This is a genomic window from Embleya scabrispora (assembly GCF_002024165.1).
Classification (GTDB): Bacteria; Actinomycetota; Actinomycetes; order Streptomycetales; family Streptomycetaceae; genus Embleya; species Embleya scabrispora_A.
In genome coordinates this window covers 112611-130572 of record NZ_MWQN01000005.1, presented here as the reverse complement: position 1 = coordinate 130572, position 17962 = coordinate 112611, and the positions used below count along the sequence as shown (strand labels likewise).

At 70.4% G+C, this 17962-nt stretch carries 15 protein-coding genes; 8 read left to right on the top strand and 7 right to left on the bottom strand.

The annotated features are described in order from the left end of the window. Positions 1-100: 100 nt before the first annotated feature. From B4N89_RS45340 to B4N89_RS45320, 5 genes are all read left to right on the top strand, one after another. On the top strand, positions 101-1114 hold the full coding sequence (locus B4N89_RS45340) for a hypothetical protein (RefSeq protein WP_143658371.1): 1014 nt from the start codon (positions 101-103) through the stop codon (positions 1112-1114). Positions 1115-1270: 156 nt separating this feature from the next. Then, positions 1271-1993, top strand: coding sequence for a hypothetical protein (locus B4N89_RS49355; RefSeq protein ID WP_143658369.1), 723 nt, complete (start codon positions 1271-1273; stop codon positions 1991-1993). Continuing rightward, positions 1981-2286 (top strand): hypothetical protein, encoded by a 306-nt coding sequence (locus tag B4N89_RS49350; protein WP_143658367.1) that lies wholly within the window; start codon positions 1981-1983, stop codon positions 2284-2286. The genes B4N89_RS49355 and B4N89_RS49350 overlap by 13 nt, the downstream gene beginning before the upstream one ends. Continuing rightward, complete coding sequence (locus tag B4N89_RS45325; protein WP_078982551.1) at positions 2283-2753, top strand: hypothetical protein; 471 nt, start codon at positions 2283-2285, stop codon at positions 2751-2753. Before B4N89_RS49350 ends, B4N89_RS45325 begins: the two co-directional genes overlap by 4 nt. 176 nt (positions 2754-2929) lie before the next feature. Beyond that, positions 2930-3964: a hypothetical protein gene (locus tag B4N89_RS45320; protein ID WP_078982550.1), complete on the top strand. Its 1035-nt coding sequence runs from the start codon at positions 2930-2932 to the stop codon at positions 3962-3964. Positions 3965-4469: 505 nt separating this feature from the next. Here B4N89_RS45320 and B4N89_RS48525 read toward each other — a convergent pair. From B4N89_RS48525 to B4N89_RS45305, 4 genes are all read right to left on the bottom strand, one after another. Then, positions 4470-4670, bottom strand: coding sequence for a hypothetical protein (locus tag B4N89_RS48525; protein ID WP_101897594.1), 201 nt, complete (start codon positions 4668-4670; stop codon positions 4470-4472). Positions 4671-4801: 131 nt separating this feature from the next. After that, a complete protein-coding gene (locus B4N89_RS45315) occupies positions 4802-7579 on the bottom strand; it encodes an RNaseH domain-containing protein (protein WP_078982549.1) in 2778 nt (925 codons plus the stop codon). Then, the gene (locus B4N89_RS45310; RefSeq protein WP_078982548.1) at positions 7576-10839 is read right to left on the bottom strand and encodes a hypothetical protein; all 3264 of its coding nucleotides are present in this window, start codon (positions 10837-10839) and stop codon (positions 7576-7578) included. Before B4N89_RS45310 ends, B4N89_RS45315 begins: the two co-directional genes overlap by 4 nt. Beyond that, positions 10836-11954 carry a hypothetical protein gene (locus B4N89_RS45305; protein WP_078982547.1) on the bottom strand — a complete coding sequence of 373 codons (1119 nt, stop codon included), beginning with the start codon at positions 11952-11954 and terminating at the stop codon, positions 10836-10838. The genes B4N89_RS45310 and B4N89_RS45305 overlap by 4 nt, the downstream gene beginning before the upstream one ends. Between B4N89_RS45305 and B4N89_RS50420 the strand changes: the two genes are divergently transcribed. Continuing rightward, positions 11893-12549: a putative phosphothreonine lyase domain-containg protein gene (locus B4N89_RS50420; protein WP_078982546.1), complete on the top strand. Its 657-nt coding sequence runs from the start codon at positions 11893-11895 to the stop codon at positions 12547-12549. The two genes, B4N89_RS45305 and B4N89_RS50420, sit on opposite strands and share 62 nt — an antisense overlap. A gap of 1030 nt (positions 12550-13579) precedes the next feature. Next, positions 13580-14176: a hypothetical protein gene (locus B4N89_RS45295; protein WP_078982545.1), complete on the top strand. Its 597-nt coding sequence runs from the start codon at positions 13580-13582 to the stop codon at positions 14174-14176. A gap of 359 nt (positions 14177-14535) precedes the next feature. On the opposite strand, the gene B4N89_RS45290 is transcribed toward B4N89_RS45295, so the two are convergent. The 3 genes from B4N89_RS45290 to B4N89_RS45285 form a co-directional block, all read right to left on the bottom strand. After that, a complete protein-coding gene (locus B4N89_RS45290) occupies positions 14536-15717 on the bottom strand; it encodes a methyltransferase domain-containing protein (protein WP_101897593.1) in 1182 nt (393 codons plus the stop codon). Further along, positions 15707-15838: a hypothetical protein gene (locus B4N89_RS52890; RefSeq protein ID WP_268812617.1), complete on the bottom strand. Its 132-nt coding sequence runs from the start codon at positions 15836-15838 to the stop codon at positions 15707-15709. The genes B4N89_RS45290 and B4N89_RS52890 overlap by 11 nt, the downstream gene beginning before the upstream one ends. A 323-nt stretch (positions 15839-16161) precedes the next feature. Then, complete coding sequence (locus tag B4N89_RS45285) at positions 16162-16566, bottom strand: hypothetical protein (protein ID WP_235619373.1); 405 nt, start codon at positions 16564-16566, stop codon at positions 16162-16164. Positions 16567-17232: 666 nt separating this feature from the next. On the opposite strand from B4N89_RS45285, the gene B4N89_RS45280 reads away from it, so the two are divergent. Further along, a complete protein-coding gene (locus tag B4N89_RS45280) occupies positions 17233-17580 on the top strand; it encodes a hypothetical protein (protein WP_078982544.1) in 348 nt (115 codons plus the stop codon). The last annotated feature ends 382 nt before the right edge of the window (positions 17581-17962 follow it).

The window sequence follows — 17962 nt, the reverse complement described above, 5'->3', positions numbered from 1 at the left end:
CACAACGCGGTGGCGCCGCCCGACAGAGCCGGGCGGCGAGGATCCCGAACAGCAGTGGCCCGTACAGGGCCGACATCAATCTGCCTGCGAGGAGTCTCCCGTGCCCAGTCCCACCATGCCGGACCCGGCCTCGTCCCGTGCCGCCGCCGTCGCAGCCCTTCCCCCAGGTGCCTGCCGCCACCTGACCGAGGTCACCGAAGCCGACATCCGTCCCACCCCACAGGACCCGTGGACACACGTCGCCCTCCCCTCGACCGATCCACGGTCCCGCATCCTGAGCGGCCTGATGACGCAGGAAGTCCTCGATCGGCCGGATCGGCTCAACCCCGGCTCGGTCCGTACGTCCTGGCAGCACTTGACGCCCTGCCCGGTGTGCGACCTGCACGCCGCCCCCGGGCCCCGGGTCTACGGCCTGTTCCTCGAAGACCACCAGGCCGTCGAATTCCTCGATGACCACCACGCAGACCGCGCCCACCACTTCGGCCGCATCCAAATGTTCGCCAACGCCGCGCACGCCCAGGAGCAAGCCGAGCTGTACGCCGACGCCTACAACCGACACAACGCGCACGGCGACCGACGCGGAGTCCTGCGCTACACCCCGATCGCCCCCATCGTCGTCCCCGCCGACCCGGCCGAGATCCCCGGCCGGCGAAACCGCAGCGTGGGCCCCGACGCGGAACTGTGGCTGTGGGATCGCCCGCCCACCGGAGCGGTCCACACCTGGCGACCGGACCGCGTCCTCTATTTCGACCGGGGAACGGTCGTCGAACTCACCGCACAGGCCGCCGCGGACCGCCGCCCCCGACCGGCACCCCCGGAAACCCCCTACACACCCTGGCAGACGGTTCGGGACGGCAACCTCGAACTGACCTGGTACGCCGCCGACCCGCCCCTGCTGGTGTCCGTCCGCGACCACACCAGCCGCGAGCCCGCCGTACGCGTTACGACCGCCAGCACCACTCCCCTGCCCGACAGCGAGCGCGGTTTGATCGTCTTCGGCAGCCACCTCGGCAACCGGCCGCCGCTGTCCCGCATCACAGAACTCGCCCCCGCCTACGCCCCCCTCGCCCCCGAACCCGCACCACACACACAGCGCTCCCGGTCCCGAACCTGACGTTCGACCCGCAGCACCCGACCTGGCCCGATGCTCATATCGCTACGGCGAGGCCCCATTTCGGGCGCAGGCGCCATACTGGGACCGCTTCCCGGCTCTCCGCTCCGGCGGCTTCATTCGCGGTCTGTTCGTGACCGCCGAGCCATGGAGACACACGTGTCCATCCCCACCGGCGGGCCGCGCCCGCGCACGCCCCACGACGCCGTCCTCGACGCCTGCCGGGAGGTCCCCGCACGGATCGCACGCCGCGAACGCAAACTCGCGGAACTCCGCGCCGACGAGACCCGATCGAGGGGCGCCCACCTGCTGCTGCTCCACGTCGCGGCTGGCGCCCGCCTGGCCCCGGACATCGACGAGACCCCCGAGGAGGTCACCCGCCTGCTCGACGCGGGCCGCGAGGAACTGCGCGTCCGGCACGGCTGGTCGTTCTACGGCCCGCAGCACCTGTCCTGCCTGTCCTCGACGTTGCCCCAGCGACTGGCGGAACTCGGGACGGCCGAGCCCGACAAGCCCGAGTCGCCGCGCCCGTTCGTCCTGCCCCCGCACCGGGACACCGCCGAGTGGTGGTGGCGGTGGACGCAATTCCTCGTCGACGCCTACATCCATGCGACCCGGGACCGCGAAGACTACGGTCTGGCGACCGTCGACGCGGAGTCCAGGTCTCGGGTGAGACCCGCGTGGTCAGGTGCTGTTCGTGGCTGTACTCCTCCCGGACCCGGGCTAGTTCCCGGCACGCGGGGAGAACTCTCGGGTACCGCTCCGCACACGACAGCGCGGCGGCCGACAGCCTGGTCAGCCGCGCGCCGGCCTGCTCGGGGCGGGGTTACACGGACAACTTCGACGTCCTGCTGCTGCCGGACCTCGACGTGGACGTCCTGACCGCGCCCAACATCGAACGTATCGCCGTGGACAGAGGCGCGGACGGGTTCGACGACACCTTCCGCCGCCGCTTCGAGGACGCGACCGAGCCCGACCGGGCCCCGGCACTCGCCATCGACGCCGGGCGGCGACCCCACCCGCCAGCGGGAGAGGCACAGCTGTATCCGACGCTGATCACCGATCCCGACGAACGCGCTCCGCTCCTGGACGGGTCGAGGGCCTGCGCTCGGTACCGCTCTCGGCGCTCCCTTGGCCCCACGACCCGTTCAAATGCGCCCATGCGGATCGCGTGAAAACACTCGTGGAGCAGTATCCGGACACTGACGGAGCCGACCGGGCCGCCCACGCCCACGCTCTCTCGACCTGGGGCCCGGACGACTTCCGCGCGTGCGACTACCACCGGGGCAACTGGGCGGTGATCGCCCGCGCCGCCGAACGCGCCCTCGCCGCAGGCGGTGACTCCGCCGACATGGCCGACCGGGCCGAGCACAATCCCGAATTCGACGAGCACGACCGCAAGTACGCCGTGTCGCTGTTCTACGACCCGATGACCTGGAGCGACGGTGACGAGGCCCTGGTGAACGGCCAGCACCGCCTGTGCGCCCTGCGCGCCGCGGGCGTCGTGTCCTGCCCCGTCGATGGGCGGCATCTGCCCGAAACCGTGCACGAGGTCACCACGGCCACACCATCGGCGCAGGCCCGCCCCCATGCCGCCGGGTTCTGGCCACGGTACGTCCGCGGGCTCGGCCGCTCCCCCTGACCGCGGCTCGGGCCATGCGCAGCGCCCGCGTACGCCGCCGTCTCCGAGATCTGGGATGGGCCGACTACTTCGTGACATCACAGGGCGCGCGGCGCCGTGGAAGCCGATGTCGTGTGGGTGGCCACGCTGCGTCCGCGCCGGCATCCGTTGTCGGAGGCCCGACGTAGCTTCGCCCCGTGATTTACGCACTGACGCGTTTGCTGCGCACCGAGAACGACTGGTCGGACTGGCTGTGTTTGCTCGCCGAACTGGACCCTGAACCGCTGCGGTCGGCCTTGCGGCTGCCGCAGGGTGCGATCACTCTCGAGCGAGAGGTCGTTGTCGCAGCAGGCAAAGGAGCCCGCGCCGGCCGGGTCGATCTCATCGTCTACCTGGACGGTATCGAAGTCTCCATGATGGAGGTGAAACTCGGCGCGGGCGCACATGGCGACCAATTCGCAGTTTACGATGCCTGGGCCGATGCAAAGGAACTCCCAGTGTCAGCCCGCCACTTGGTGGGGCCCAGCCTTGACCCCATCCCGAACGAGCCGACCCACTGGTCGCGCCGGCTCACCATCCCCGCTCTCGTCGCTGCTTGGACGCAGTCGCCGGACGAGGTCGCCCGACGCTTGTCCGCCTTGGCACTTCAGCAGTTCACCCAGCTCGAGGCCGAGGCAGCGGGACCGGCAAACGCGGTCTCCACCGCGTTGAGCGATGCCCTGCGTCTGCGGCGACTGGCGAGCAGGTCGCAGGCCACCGCCCCGCCCGGCACAGTCTTCGAACCGACGCAGCGCTCCGGCGTGGGAGGCGCGAACATCTGCGCCTGGCGAGAGACGGCGGACGGATGGGTCGTCGCCGAAATTCAGCGCCTCAACCCAAGGAGCCCGAACAGCGGCATCGGCACGCCCTTCGAGATCCGCATCATGGTCGGAATCCCGGACGGGACGCCGGATGCCGACGGGGAACTCGCGGACCGGCATCGAGAGTGGCTGGCCCGACGCAGCTTCGTACGGTGGGCCGGCGCGACCGTCCCGGCGATGGTCGTGGCGCCGGACGACGACGGATTCAAGCCGACGAAGCCCAGAAGCGGCAGGGGCCACCCTCGGTACTACGGTTACAAGGGGTGTGGCCAGGGCAGCTCCGTGCGGCTCCGGGGCAGCGCCGACCTGAACGACATGGTGAGCGTCTTCTCCAGCGCGTTGGGATACCTCGCCACCTACCCCGAGCAGTAGACCAAGGTCGCGGCGCGGGCCTCGGCAGCGGGCCGTCTCCATCCTCGGCCGAGAATCCATCAGCCCAGCGAAGCAGACACCTGTCCCCTTTTCGAGCCCTGCCGAAGTCGCGGCCGCCGACATGCGCCGCTAAATGCCGGGCCCCTGAAAAGCACCGGGACGAGCCCGCGAGCCGTGGACAGGCGCCACATGCCCGTGCCGGCAGATCATCTATTCGAACCGCAGCGGCGTGATGAACGGCCGGATGCGCTGGGTCGCCGCGCGGAGGGCCGCGGTGCCTTGTCCGGGGCATCCGGGGCGATGGCGCGAGCGTTTGTCCACCGAGGCGACCGGTATGGCGTGGGCCGGGAACCGGGACCGGCCGGGCCTCGGTGGGGTGGCGCCCCGGTGCGATGCTTGGGCACCGAAGCTCGCCGGCGGGATGTCGCGCCCGCCCGCCGTCCGCGGGCCGAGTGCGGTGAAGGCTTCGCACCGCAGCGATGGCGGAGTCCGCGCTGCCATGCCGTCAGGCGGCGGGGGTCGGCCCTTCTCGATCGGTGTCGCTTCGGTGGGAAGCCGTGTCCTCGCCGGTGCCGGGCGCGCAGGTCACCCACGTGTCCGCGCGAGTGCCCATGGAGGTGCGGGTGACGATGCCTGTGCGCGGTGGAAGGTAGGTGGCGCAGTCGGCGTTCGCGCAGGCGGCGCCGAACCTGTTCGTGGTGCTCACGGATCGCTCCTGTCGTCGGCGTTCGGTGCATCTTCGGAATCGGAAGGGGTGCGCGGCTCCTGCAGCTTCCGGGCCCCTGCCGCTTGTGCCTTTGGCGGTGGGGCCCGGTCTGCTCCACGAGGCGTGTGGTTTCACAGGTCGTGGTCGTTGTCGAAGGCGTCGACGGTGCGGCGGTGTTCGGGGTGGTTCTTGTCCATCTGGATGCCGAGGTGGATGGGGGCGGGGTAGCGGGTGCGGTGGTTCCAGTGGAGTGCGTGGTCGCACAGGCGTGCCGCGGCGAGGGCGTATGGGACGGGTGTGGCGGAGGTGGGGTGGTGCAGGACGGTGATCTCCGTGGTGGTGTGGCTGTACCAGGTTTCGGCCTGTTCCCGCGCGTCGGTGCTCGCCCATCGGCTGTAGTGCTCTCCCGCGCGGGCGTATCGGGAGCCGCCCGTGTACTGGTGGGGCAGGTTGCACAGGACGAACGTGTTGTCGGTGTGTTCCATCCGGAACAGGCCGGTCGCCAGCTTGCCTTCGGTCAGGTCCGCTTCGCCGTCGACGTGGACGAGGCGTTCGACGAGGGCGGGTGAGGCGAGGTCGTCGCTGCCGGAGGTGACGCGGACGACGGCTCGGGGGCGCTGGTCGGCGGGGAGGGTGAAGCCGGGCAGGGCGGGTCGGTCGTCGACCAGTCCGTCGGTGTCGGGGTTCTTGCCGAGATGTCGGTTGGCCATGAGCGGCCAGATGCTCCGCGTCTGTTCCCCCGATGCGTGGACCACGTAGCCGGTGGCCGTGCCCGCGTGCGCGCCCAGGACGTACAGGGCCTGGTCGATCAGTCGGGGCAGGTGGTCGTCGCGTCGTCGGCCCTCGGGCAGCGGTCGGGCGCGGAAGGCGCTGTTGGCGGTGGCGTAGTCGAGCCAGGTGCCTCCGGTGCGGTGTTCGTCGGGGAGGTAGGCCAGGGTGCGCCACTGGCCGTCGTGGGGGACGAGGGCGACGAGGGTCCACATGAGTTTGGGTTCGTCGGTGATGCGCCCGCGGCGTGCGCCGAGTTGCTGGCGCATGTGCAGGCCGACGTGGACGAGGGGTTCCTTGATGCCGTGGGGGCCGAAGCCGAGGGCTTTGGTCAGGCGGGGGTGGACGAGTCCTGCCGCGCGGTTCAGGTCGGCGACGGCCATGTGGCCGCGGTGGTCCGATTCCAGTTCCTGTGCCAGGCGCTCGAGGTCGGTGGTGGCCTCGCGGTTCTTCTTCCTGGGGTTGGGGCGAGGTTCGCGCTTGGGGAGGGTGAGGAACTGGGCGAGGACGCCGTGGCGGGCGAGGAGTGCGTTGACGCGGTGTTTGGCGTCGAGGGTGTCGGGGTCCTGGACGGTGGAGTCGGGGAGTTTGGACAGTCGGCGTCGGCGGGCCCATTCCTTGGCGTCGTATTCGGTTTCGCACAGCGCGAGGACGCGGGTGCCGTCGGGGGCGTCCAGACCCTCGAGTGCGCCGGCGAGGGCGGGGCGCCGGTCGTGGTGGTCGCCGTGGGCGAGGAGTTCGGGGGCCGGCTGCAGCAGTACCTCGACGTGGTCGGTGACGGCGGTGAGCCGGGTGTCGGGGATGCCTTCGGCGGCGAGGTCGGGGCGGTTGAAGTGGTAGGCGAGCAGGCGTTGCATGCGTGTGCGCATGCTCTGGGTCCGGTAGAGGGCGAGGATGCGCAGGCGCCGGCATCCCGCCGCGGCCAGGATCAGGTCGAAGTCGTCGTCGTCCAGCAGGACGGTGTCGCGTCCGGCGTCGGTGGAGCGTCCGTAACCGAAGTGGCGCCCGGCGATCTCCCGCGTCCGCAACAGGGGTTGCCCCAGTGCGCAGGACACGTGGCGGGCGAGTTCGCGGCGGGTGAACATGCCGATGCCCTTGCCGAACGGATAGTTCGTCGAGTTGGGGACGAGTGCGCGGAGGTTTCCGGGCGGTCCGCTCAGGTCGAGGGCGTCGAGCGGAAGGAAGCCGTCCCCGTCGGCGCTTCGCGGGAAGACCCCTTCGCCCTTCATGCGAGTCCAGGCGTCCAGGGCCAGGCGTGTGGTGTGGTCGAGATGGGTGTTCCTGCCCTTGCCGCCCAGGGACAGGTTGAGGAGCGGGCCCGCGGGGTCGCGAGGAGCGAACCAGGCGGTACGCGCGTTCCGCAGCGTGTTGCTCAGCCTGGACACACGGGGGTGGACGACGATCACCGGGCCCGGAAGGCCGGGATGGGACTTGGCGGCGACTTCCAGGCGCAGGGCGGCGTAGCGGACCACGTATTTCCATGCCTCGTCGTCGGGTACCCTGCCGCCGGTGTCGGGTGCGCTTTCGCCGTGGGCGGCGCTCCAGGTGTTGGACCACAGCAGGTCGTTGTCCCAGACCTGGAGGGAGTTCTCCAGATCCGGACGCAGGGTCACGGTCCTGCCGTCGATGTCCCACGGCTTCGCGGCAAGGCGCCGGACGGCGGCCCAGCCGGCGGCGGACCACACCCATCCGGGGGCGTCGATGCAGGCGCCGGTGCGGGTGATGTGATCCCACAGCGATACCCGTTCGGGCGTGGTGCCGGCGATCAGGTCCGCGAGGAGGCTGAAGTAGCCGAAGGAGAATCGATCCGCCTCGGTCAGCAGCAGGGCCTGTTCCCACAGGGTGACGGCGGTGTGCAGGTCGTCGGGGTCGATGGGGTCGGTGGTGGCCAGGAACCGCGGCGGCTGCGTCTTGGATTGCGGGTGGAGGGTGGCGTTGGTGTAGCCGATGGCGCGCAGCACCGTCAACAGGCCGGCGTAGGGCAGGTTGGCCCTGGAGCCGGTGACGCCGCGGTATTCCTCGCGCAGGGCGCGCCAAACGGCCTCGATCTTGTCGGGCAGGGGGTAGAGGTGGACGGTGCCGAGAAGTTGCTCGTCGGTGTGGCAGGCGAGCAGGGACAGGTGGGTCTCGCGGGTGCTCATCGGACGCTTTCGTGGTCGGGTTCGGTTTCGCGCGGCAGGGGCACGTGTGTGAGGTTCGCGGGTTCGTCGCTGTGGGCGAGGTCGAGCCAGGCGGTGAGGGTGGAGCCGTAGACGCGGCGGAGCATCTTCTGTTCCTCGTCGGTGAGTTCGTCGAAGTAGGCGCGGACCAGGGCGGGGAAGTCCGAGCCGAGGCGTGTGTCGAAGAAGGCGTTGTCCACGAGGTAGAGCTGCACGGGGGTGTCTCCGCGGCGGGCGCGGCCGGCGAGTTGGATGAGGTCGACCAGGATCCCGGCGAGGATCTCCGTCTTCAGGTACGGAGGGAGCCGGCTGAAACGGGGGTCGCTGCGCAGGAGGGCGTGCAGGCGGCGTCGGGCGGCGCGGTTCTGGAGGGCGAGCATGTGGGCGGGATCGGGCCCGGGCCGGCCGGCGGCGACGCCCGCGGCGTTGATGCTCGCGTACATCGCCTTCGGGGAGTGGAGGTCTGCGACAGGGCGCAGTCCGACCCAGATCGAGGTGATCGCGGAGCGGTCGGTACCGGGGACGAGGATGTTGAGGGCGCGGGCGACCAGGGGGAGCGGTGCGCACACGATCTTGACGTGGGGGTGGGTGCGCGGGAGGTCCTCGAGTCGGTCGACGGTGACGGTGACGACGCCGGGGGGCAGGGCGATGCCGGGCGGTAGTCCGGTCTTGGGGATCACGACCGCGATCCAGGAGGGTTGCCCGCCCGTCTTCGCGACGGCGTGCGCGATTCCCGCGCCGAGTAGTCCGGCTTGGCGGTAGGAGTTGGAGACCACCATGGCTCTGGCCCGGTCGCGATCGGCGTTCTCCAGGTCGCGCAGGTGCTCGGACAGGCGTGTGGTCCACAGGCGTTCGCCGAGTGTGCGGACCCAGTCGGCCTTGTGGGATTCGGGCAGGCCGCCGATGCGGATCGGGTTCCACGCGGTGTCGGAGTCGGACACGTTGCCGGGGCGGGCGGTGACCTTGCCGGGGGTGGCGTCGGTCATCACGTAGGCGGGGTCGGTGTGCAGGTGCGTTCGGGCGGCCCGGGGGAAGTAGGCGGTGGCCGACAGGGCCAGGACGCTGCGTTCGTGGCCGGCGCAGGCCAGTGCGACGGTGCCGCCGAGTTGGACGGTGCCGGTGTGCGGGTCGCCGCCCAGGGATTGCACGGACAGCCGGCCGCCGCCCCGGTTGTTCTTGTCGACCTTGAACCCGAACAGCTGGTAGCCCAGGGGCCCGTAGGGCAAGGCGCCGTTGCCGGTGGCCGCGCCCAACGCGCGGGCGAGTTCGCGGCCGGCGGGGATCTGCGGTCCCAGTCCCGCGACGACGGACTTGAGGTGGGTCAGGGCCTTGTGCAGGCTTCCCAACCACGCGCGGACCAAAAGCGCGTTGCTCACCTCCCGTCGCCGCGGCGGGGGGACCTTGAGTCGTTTGAGCTCGCGTGCGATCTCGACCTTGACGACGGGCAGTTCGTCCTCGCCCGCGTCGCGGCTGACCGCGTCGCGCAGGATGCGTGCGAGCGGAGCGAACTTCTCCGGGAAAGCCTCCTTCTTGTCCGCGTCCGGGAAGATCGCACGGAAAGCGGCGTACTCGCCGGGGGCGATCGTCGCGTGTTCGTCGAGGCCGAGGAGATCCTTGAGGAGGACTCGGTCCCAGGTGCCGGGAACGTGCCAGCCCGATCCGGGACGTTCCGTATCCTCGGCCTCCGGGTCCAACCACAGTTCGCCGTCCAGGACGTAGTTGAGGAACTGCTCGCCGAGACCTCGCGCCTTGAACAGGGCGTTGACGACGCGGCGGTCGGCGCGGGCGGCCAGGGCTTCTCGCTGCAGGTCGACCTCCAGCAGCAGAGAGGTGCCGGCCGTTCCGCGATTCGCCAGGCAGAAGTCCTCCGAGCCCGTGTCGCACCAAACGCTCTGCAGATGGTCGACCTCGTCCACGATCAGCACGCGGCAATGGGTGGTCACGAACTCCAGCACGCTCATCCGCCGCACGACGCCCCGGCCGGTGGCCACCGTAACCGGGACGGCACCCAGGAGGAGGTTGTGGTGGTTGGTGACGATGATGTCCGCCCCTGCGGCGGCCCGGATGAGCGAGTACTTGTCACACGTGCCCATGCGGGGACACCCGTGCGGGCCCGCGGACTCGGTCCCGGCGACATCGTCGGCCGGCTCCAGCGTCAGGCAGGGTTCGCTGCCGCGTCGCACCGGTGGCCCGTCGGTGATCCAGGCCGAAAGGTCGCATCCGTACGCCAACAGGTCGAAGCGCTCCTCGCTGCCCTGATCCAAAGCCCGTTCGGCTTGGTCCGCCCGGCGGTACGGCGACACCAGCGGCACGACACGCAATTCCGCCGCGCCCGGGGTCCGGGCGAGCTCGGCCGCCACCTCGTGCACGAGTTCGTCGTCCGCCCGGATGCGTTCCGCGGTGGTGAGTCCGTCGTGGACTGTGCCGACGATCACCGCGACGGGCCCGTCCCCGCGCCGGGCGAGTCGGGGGGCGACGGCGTTGATCACGACGGTCTTGCCCACGCCCGTGGGTGCGTTGACGACCGTGACCCTTCCAGCGGGCATCCGAAGGCCCGTGGCGGGGCGCCCTCGGGCGTCGGTCAGTCTCTCGTGGAACCGGGCGAGCAGTTGCGGTTTCCACCGGCGTCCGGCGGGGTCGGCGGCCGCCTGACGGCGGACCGTGCGCAGCGCGTCCCTCCGGGAAATCGTCGCCCGGGCACGGTAGGGCGCCGTCCGCAGGTCCACCGGGGGCACGGGAGAGCCGGATTCGGTGTCGGGGATGGTGATCGTGGTCGGCTCGCGCCCGCCGAAGGTCCATCGGCCGGGCCCGGCCACGGGCAGCGGGGCGCGGGCGAGGTAGTAGTACTCCTCGGCCTCGCGGACCAGTTCCTCCGCCAACTCCAGCGGCTTCTGTGCGTGGGCCGCGATCACGTACGTCGCCTCACGTGGCGGCACGTCCGACGGCAGGCGGTACAGACTTCCCGCGTCCGCGGCATAGACACGGGCCAGCGCGAGGAACGAACCGCGCCCCGCCAGCGCCTCCTCGCGCACGTGCCAGTACCGGCCCGCGAGTTCGCGTACCCGCCGCGGCACGCGCGGCCACCCCTCCCACAGGTCCGGGCGCGCGGCGGCCCACACGTACGCCTGGTCCAGCGGGACCACCGTCCGCCCGAGGGTGTCGCGGAACCCGAAGTACTCCTGGGCGAACGCCAATGGTGTCGCGACGGCCAACCAGCGCTGCAGCCACTCGTCCGGCGTCACCGGGGCACCGCCCCGCAGGCCGCGCGGACGGCGGCGACGAGACGGCCGACGGTGGTCACCGTCATGCGGCGCCCGCGCAACCGCGCGGTGAGGAAGTGCCGGTCGTCCGCCTGGTGGTCGGGCAACACGATCGTCAACGCATACGGGAGGACGTCGCGTTGCTCGAGCATGCCGGCGAGCGCGGTCGTGGACTCCCACGCCTTGGCGTCCACTCGCCACACGCGCCTTCGCCGTCCCGGGACCGTCACCTCGATGTGCAGGTCGTACTCGTCCGGGCGCACCGTCCCGGGCCACATCCCCACACGGGTGTGCGGGAGACCGACCAGCGCGTCACGCAGCGCGAGTTCCAGCAGGGTGGGCAGGGTTCCGTAGCGCCACACCGGGCGGGTCAGGGCAAGGTGCTCCGTGGTGGCCGGCACGCCCTGCACCGCGACGGCCGCCCTGCCGGTCCCCACCAGCGGCACGGGGCCGGAGCCCCGACCGCCGGGGGCGCAGCGGTAGTGCACTCCGCGCGCCGCGTGTGCCTCGCACCGCACGTCGACCGTGCTTCCGTGTGCGACGACCCGCATCGGCCATCGGCACATCGGGCACGGATACCACCAGCCCTCCAGCCGGCTCCACGGCCAGTCCGACACGGTCTCGAAGAAGTCGAAACGCATCCACAGGCCGTCCCACGCCCTGCGCAACTCCCGCAAACCACCGGCCGGGTGTTCGCACAGGAGTGTCCGCGCGCGTCGGTACTCCTCGGGTGACAGGCGCCGCAGGGTCTCGTACAGGCGGCGTTCCTCCTGCTCGGCTCGCACCCGCCCCCACGTCCAGTGCCGCTCGAGTGCCGGGTGCGGCACCAGGTGCTCGCGGCACAGGTCCTCGACGGCGTCGCGGAGCACACCGTGCTCGTCGAACAGGCGCAGGGCGTCGAAGCGGTCGGCCGGCTCGCCGGCGGGGGGAAGCAGTGCTCCCAGGGGTTCGCGCAGGCCGCGTCGGAACGCGCCCATGTCGATCGCGGCGGCACGTTCCGGCGGGTGGGTCGCACGCAGTACGCCCAGGTAGTCCATGAGCATCGACGCCCGGCGCGCGGGCGGCAACAGCGGATCGCTCTCCGCCGCGGCCGCCATGCAACATGCCGTCACGGCTTGGTCGCGCCGCGACCGGGGGTTCGGAAAGTCTTTCACAGCCACACGCCCACAGATACCGACCGAATGCGGTCGGGGCGCATATCGTGTCCCGCGTGTACAGAACAACCATCCGGATGGACCATCCGTCCGCGCCGACCGACGCAACTCCGTCGAAGGCCGTCGACACCCCGTGGCTCTGGGCCCTCCCCCGAAGGCCCCGGATCCGAACCCGGACCCCATCGGCGGGAAATGGATCTGGTTCCTTCCCGTCCGGGCTCTCGACAGCGGATGGCGGCGCGTGCGGACCGCCGTACGCGCCGGCCGTCTCGGCCCCAACGCCAAAGTCGCCACACTCGGCAGCACCTTCCGGGGAGACCCCACCCGCCGACCCGTGATCGTCTACACTGCCGACCACCGCAACGAACACGACGTCCGGCGCGTCCTGTTGGCCCTGCGCGACCTCGGCGTCGGCTGCGCCCTGTCCTACAAGACCGACGAAGCCACCGAACGCGGCCACTACGGCGACGGTACGAGCAGCTACACGAGCCCCGCCGGAACGACCCTGCTCATCCCCCGACGCAACGACCGCGGTTAGACGCTACCGTCGTCGGCGAGGCCGGCACCGACAACACGTGGACTCGAGGGGCGGCCTCCCCCGGGCCGACGGCCGTGATCCCGCGGCAACCCGGCCGTCGCCGTCCGGACGCGGCGCACACCGGAGGCGAGCCGAACGCCGCCCGGAACGTGGCGATCGACGGCGTTCTCGCCGTCGCTGGCGAGTCGGCGCCGAGGGAACTCGCGTCGCGCGCAACGCCGCCGTCGACGCAGAGCTGACCGCCAGCGAACGGGTGGACGCCGGAGGCGAGTTGCACACCGACTGAACGCCACCACCCGGCCGGCGGCCCGAAGCGGCCCATGAATGGCTACATGAAGGTCAACGACGACCAAATGGCGCTCAAGCGCGTCACGATGTCGGCGTTTTCCGGCAACAACGACACCACTTGAACAACTTCCCGGGGCTCGGTGCCACAGGCGCCGCCGCGGACGAGGAGGCCGACCGGCCCGTACCCCGAGGCCGCGCCGGGGTTCGCGCTTGCGGGGCGGTCCGACCGCCCCCGGCGCGCACGCCGCAACCGCTTCGGCCAAGCTGCGTCAGGCCCCAGGGGCGCGCGATGTATCTGGCCAACTCCGTTGGTATGGCTCGAGATCGCGCCAATCCTCGCCTTTGTGTCCATAGAGCTGCAGACAGATGGGTGATGTACCTAAAGTGAAGGCACTCGCTGCTGTATCGGTTGTTTCGTACAGGGATGCACCCATCGAGCCGGGGGGCTTGTAATGAGGGGCAACGGTAGGTCGACACAGGGGACGCAACCGCTACGGGGGCCGTGCGTCGAGCCGAACCTGTCGACCGAGACCATCCGAATCCCGATCGAGATCGTACCGACTCACCGGGGCGCGTGAACCGTTCCCGAACAGCGCGGGGGCGACCTGTCACCGGAGTCCGCATCCCGGGAACGGGGGGACCGGGGATCCGGGAGTGCCCCCCCAATAGGGCATGCGCAAACCGGACCGCGCCACGCCGACCGCGACACCTGACCGCGACGCGTCGAAGGAGAGAGGAAGCGATGTACGCCTACCATCTGATCTACGACATCCCCACCGCCAACCCCAGGCAGTATCGGGTTCTGGTCGCCTGGAAGAACGTGTACGGGTCCCGCTTCGGCGGCAACCCCACCACGCCCACAGTCCTGAACGGATCGGGACAACTCGTCATCCCCGGAGGCTCCGTGGTCGCCCCCGACGTGATCACCGCGGGCCGGATCGAGTTCTTCGAGGAGACCGGCATCGACCTCAGGCAGGACGCCGTGCGGCGGCAGATGCAGACCGTCGGCAACTCCTGGTCGCGCGTGCTGGACGGGCAGAGCGGCGCACACTGCGTCTATCAGGAGGTCCAGGACGCCGAGTTCGTCGAGAGAGCCTGCAACGCCAACATCCAGGGCCAGGTCCCTCGGGACCAGGAACTCTATTCCGCGGTGACGTACGACGCCTCGGTCGTCGGCCAACTCTTCGGGGCCATCTCCCAAACCGACCTCACCACCGGGTGGCGGGGCATCCAGTACAACAACCTCGACAGCAACAACCAGGCACTGGCCAGGAGAAAGTCCCAAGCCGCCGGCGACTGGTACGTGACGGCGGTTCAGGGCCTGAGGTACGCGCCCTAGCTGTATTGCCCACGGAGGTCGTTTCGTGAGCGCCGGGGCCTTTGCCCCACCGACTGCGCCCAGCCGACACCGCGGGTCGGCGACCGCGAGTGGTGGCAACCTGCCGTCATGCCGGCAGACCTACGAAAACACGCGGGTCGTCACGGAATCAGGCCGTGGCCGCTGTGATCACGGCATCGGAGCGCGACAGGCTCCACTCAGGGTGGGCAGGTAGCGGTCCAACAGCTGCGGGGCGACGCATACAACGCCTGCGGCACACCGGAGTCGGAAAGGTCGGCGCCGTGTCGGCCGGCGGGCGCGCTCCGTTGACGTTTCCGAACCTTTCACCGCGCGCTCCGTTCGGGCGCCATTGCGTGGGCCTACTTCGGCGACGCGATTTCGCGTGCCGGAGTCCCGTACCAGGGTCGTTGCTCGACCCCGCGGTCCTCGTCCACGTTGACGGTGAGCCCGAAGCGGTCCGCGTCCGGCTTCCCGGCCGTCTCCCACCGGTGGTAGGCGGTCTGGACCTCGGTCCACAGATCACGGGGCCCGGCCTGGAGTGCCTGGGGTTCGTAGCCGTCGCCGAACGCAGCCACCGCGATGGACTCGCCGTCGCCGGTGTCCGCGCCGTACAACCAGAGGTTGACGCTCTCCGGGTTGTCAACGCGCCGCGGGATGCAGTGTGGGACGTGGAGCCCTATGACGAACTCGACCGGGTCGTACAGCGCGCCGGTGATGTCGGCGATGCGGATGTCGGGCGTGGCCGGGCGCGCGTCGTCCATCCACTCGTCAGGGAACGACGTCTGCGGCCAACGGGAGCGCTGGGCGCGGAGTTTCATGAACGCGAGGGGTTCGGTGAAGGGGCCGCTCGCGTGGTGGGGATCGTGGACGGTGAGGACGGTGGTCCAGTCGGGGCCGGCGTAGTAGGTGCCCCAGGGCATGACGATCAGGCCGCCGGGGCGGGTCTGTTCGAGCCAGGCGCGGGGGGTGTGGCGTACGCCGGCGGTGACGTGGACGCGATCGTAGGGCGCTGCCGCAGAGAGGCCGAGTGCGCCGTCACCGGTGATGACGACCACGTCGGGGTGGCCGGCCTGGGCAAGGTTCTTGCGGGCCTGTTCGGCAAGTTCGGCGTCGACCTCGATCGTGGTGACGCGGCAGCCGCGCGCGGCCAGCAGGGCGGCGGTGTATCCGGTGCCGGTGCCCACCTCGAGGACGCGTTCGCCGCCGTGGATGTCGAGGGCGTCGAGCATGCGGGCGACCGCGGCGGGCGCGGACGCGGACGAGGTGGGGTTGTTGCCGGGCTCGTCGCCGGTGTGGTCGCCGTCGTCCCACTGGGTGACGAGCGCCAGGTCCTCGTTCGCGGCCCGGTCCCACGCTTCGCGTCCCCGCTCGCCGGTGGCGTTGCGGTCGATGACGGGTGTGTAGCCGCTCTCGCTGTTCCAGGCCCAGATACGGGGGGCAGGAAGTCGGCGCGGTGGACGGTGGCGAAGGCGTGTTCCCAGCCGCGCGGGAGAGCGCCCGCGTCCGCGAGGAGGTGGGCGACCCCTGACGTCACTTGTCATCCTTGCGATGGGTACCGGGGCCGGCCGGGGTGGAGCCGTCCGGGTGGTCGTTCGGTCCGCTCGGCGCGGGCTGCGGATTCCCGGGCCTGATCGGTGCCTTGCCGCCGCTGTGGTCCCCCATGCCGCCGGTTCCTCTCCCTCGATGGCGACGACCCGGCTCCGGACGCCGCGCGGTGGGTGTGGCTCCTCGCAACGTAGAACCGACACGCGCAGGCGTCAATCACAATCAGCTAGGGCGTTACCACGCCACGTGATACGCGTGGAACGTGGGGCCCCGTTCTCAAGCGTGAGGTGTTCGTCAGCGCTGGAGAGCGGCGACGAGGTTGCGACGAAGCCACCGAACGCGGCCACTACGGCGACGGTGCGAGCAGATACACCAGCCCCGCCGGAAGGACCCTGCTCATCCCCCGACGCGACAACCGCAGTGGGAACGGCCGCCCTTCGCTACTCCGGTTGGGTGACCGTCAGCGCCCAACGCAGGGTCTGCGCCGAGGCATCGACGCCCACGGTGAAGGATCCCGACCGCACGACGCCCGGATCCATGGCAGCCGAGTTCACCCCGATGCCGCCGGCGGGGCAATCCACTGTGAACGCGGCCACCTCCGCGTCCCGGGAGTGCATCGTCACCCCCACGCTCCCGCCTCCCTCACAGGCGACGGTGAGTACGGTCGGCAGTTGTTCCGAGGCGCCCCCCGATACGACACCACCGTCTCCGACGCTCTCCTCCACCCACACCAGACCGTCCGGCCCGGGGTGGGGCAGCAGATCCCCGACCGCTGTCGCGGGCGCGGCTCCCATACCCGACAGCACCAACGCCGCCAGCATCACCGCAGGTACGGTCTTCCTCACACGTGACATCCTTGCTCCTGGGCAGCGTGTCATGGAGCGCGCACTTTCGCGCGATGCGAGAACCGCGCGCACGGGTACGGCGGAGGCCGCCGCTCGGCCGCGAAACGATCGTCGTACGTCCCCGTCCGGGTCCGGATCCGTCGTTCACGTGGAGGGTATGCGGGTCCTCCGACACCTCGCCGATCGCAAGCCGGAAAGCCACCGAGCAACCGGGGCGAACGCTGTCGACGAGTCCGCCCGACCGCCCGAACCCGGCCGCGGCAGCAACGACGCCGCGGCTTCCGTCCGATTCCCTGGGGACGGGACCTCGAGGGTGTCTTCGATCCGAGGGCAATACGCGCGAGGGCCCGGCCTCGTACCGGTGCACGGGTGGTGAGGGTGGCGATGACGTCGTCGGCCTCGCAGCCGCCGTGTTCGATCCAGCGGATCCCGGTGTGGTCGAGGGCGTCCTTGACGTGGGCGAGGGAAGCGTAGAGTCCGGGGTCGGGCGCGACCCCGGATACGCGCACCCGGACGCGCGTCCAACATCCCCGGACCGTTTCCGGACCAGGAAACGATCAGGGGTTGTGTTCTCGGGCCAGGGCGCTGAAGCCGCCGCACGTGGGCGGTATCGGCCGGCACCCGAGGTGCCGACTCCCCCATCGCCACCCCTGCGATCATTTGGTCGTGAGTTTCGACCTTGCTGTGTGGGACTGTGAGCAGCCGCTCGACGACGATGCGGCGGGCTCAGCCTTCGATGAGTTGTACGAGCGCTACCTCGAATCGGAGGAGACGGCCGTGCCGCCCTCCCCACGAATCGAGGCTTATGTGAACGCCTTGATCGAGCGCTATCCGGAGGATGGCCGTGACAGTCCATGGGCATCTCCTCCGATCACCGATGAAGCCTCGGGACCGATCGTGTACCTACTCATGTCCTACGTCCGGGCCGAAGAAGTCTCCGAGTACGCCGCTTCGCTGGCTCGCGAGTACGGGCTGATCTGCTACGACCCGCAAGGAGAGACTCTGCGTTCATGAGTGGGCCAGGACGGCAGTCGACGCAGCGACTGGTCCGTCCTCGGGTGCGCACGAGGATCGCCTGCGGGGACGAGAGGTACTTGAGATATTTGCTGGGGAACCGCACGGCTGCTGGTCAGGCGTGACGGTGAAGCGCCGCTGGAACTGACCGTGGAGCCGTGGGGAGATGCCTGCCGTAGTCCGGTCAACGACTCGATGTCGTCTTCCAACGCACAACACACCGCCGGATCCGCATTGCGCGTTCGCGACCGCAACCGTCGTCCGGTGCCGTGGAATGCCCGACGCGTGAATCCTGCTTCGCAGTCACCAATGGCGATGCGAGGGCCGACGCCGACCGAGCATGAGCCCGCCGTCGAAAGCCGCAGCAAGTCGGGGAAGTGTC

Coding starts and splice junctions, on each gene's coding strand:
- B4N89_RS45315 (WP_078982549.1), bottom strand. CDS start 7,579: ATGAGCACCCGCGAGACCCACCTGTCCCTGCTCGCCTGCCACACCGAC.
- B4N89_RS50420 (WP_078982546.1), top strand. CDS start 11,893: ATGAGCATCGACGCCCGGCGCGCGGGCGGCAACAGCGGATCGCTCTCC.
- B4N89_RS45305 (WP_078982547.1), bottom strand. CDS start 11,954: ATGGCGGCCGCGGCGGAGAGCGATCCGCTGTTGCCGCCCGCGCGCCGG.
- B4N89_RS45295 (WP_078982545.1), top strand. CDS start 13,580: ATGTACGCCTACCATCTGATCTACGACATCCCCACCGCCAACCCCAGG.
- B4N89_RS45290 (WP_101897593.1), bottom strand. CDS start 15,717: ATGACAAGTGACGTCAGGGGTCGCCCACCTCCTCGCGGACGCGGGCGC.
- B4N89_RS52890 (WP_268812617.1), bottom strand. CDS start 15,838: ATGGGGGACCACAGCGGCGGCAAGGCACCGATCAGGCCCGGGAATCCG.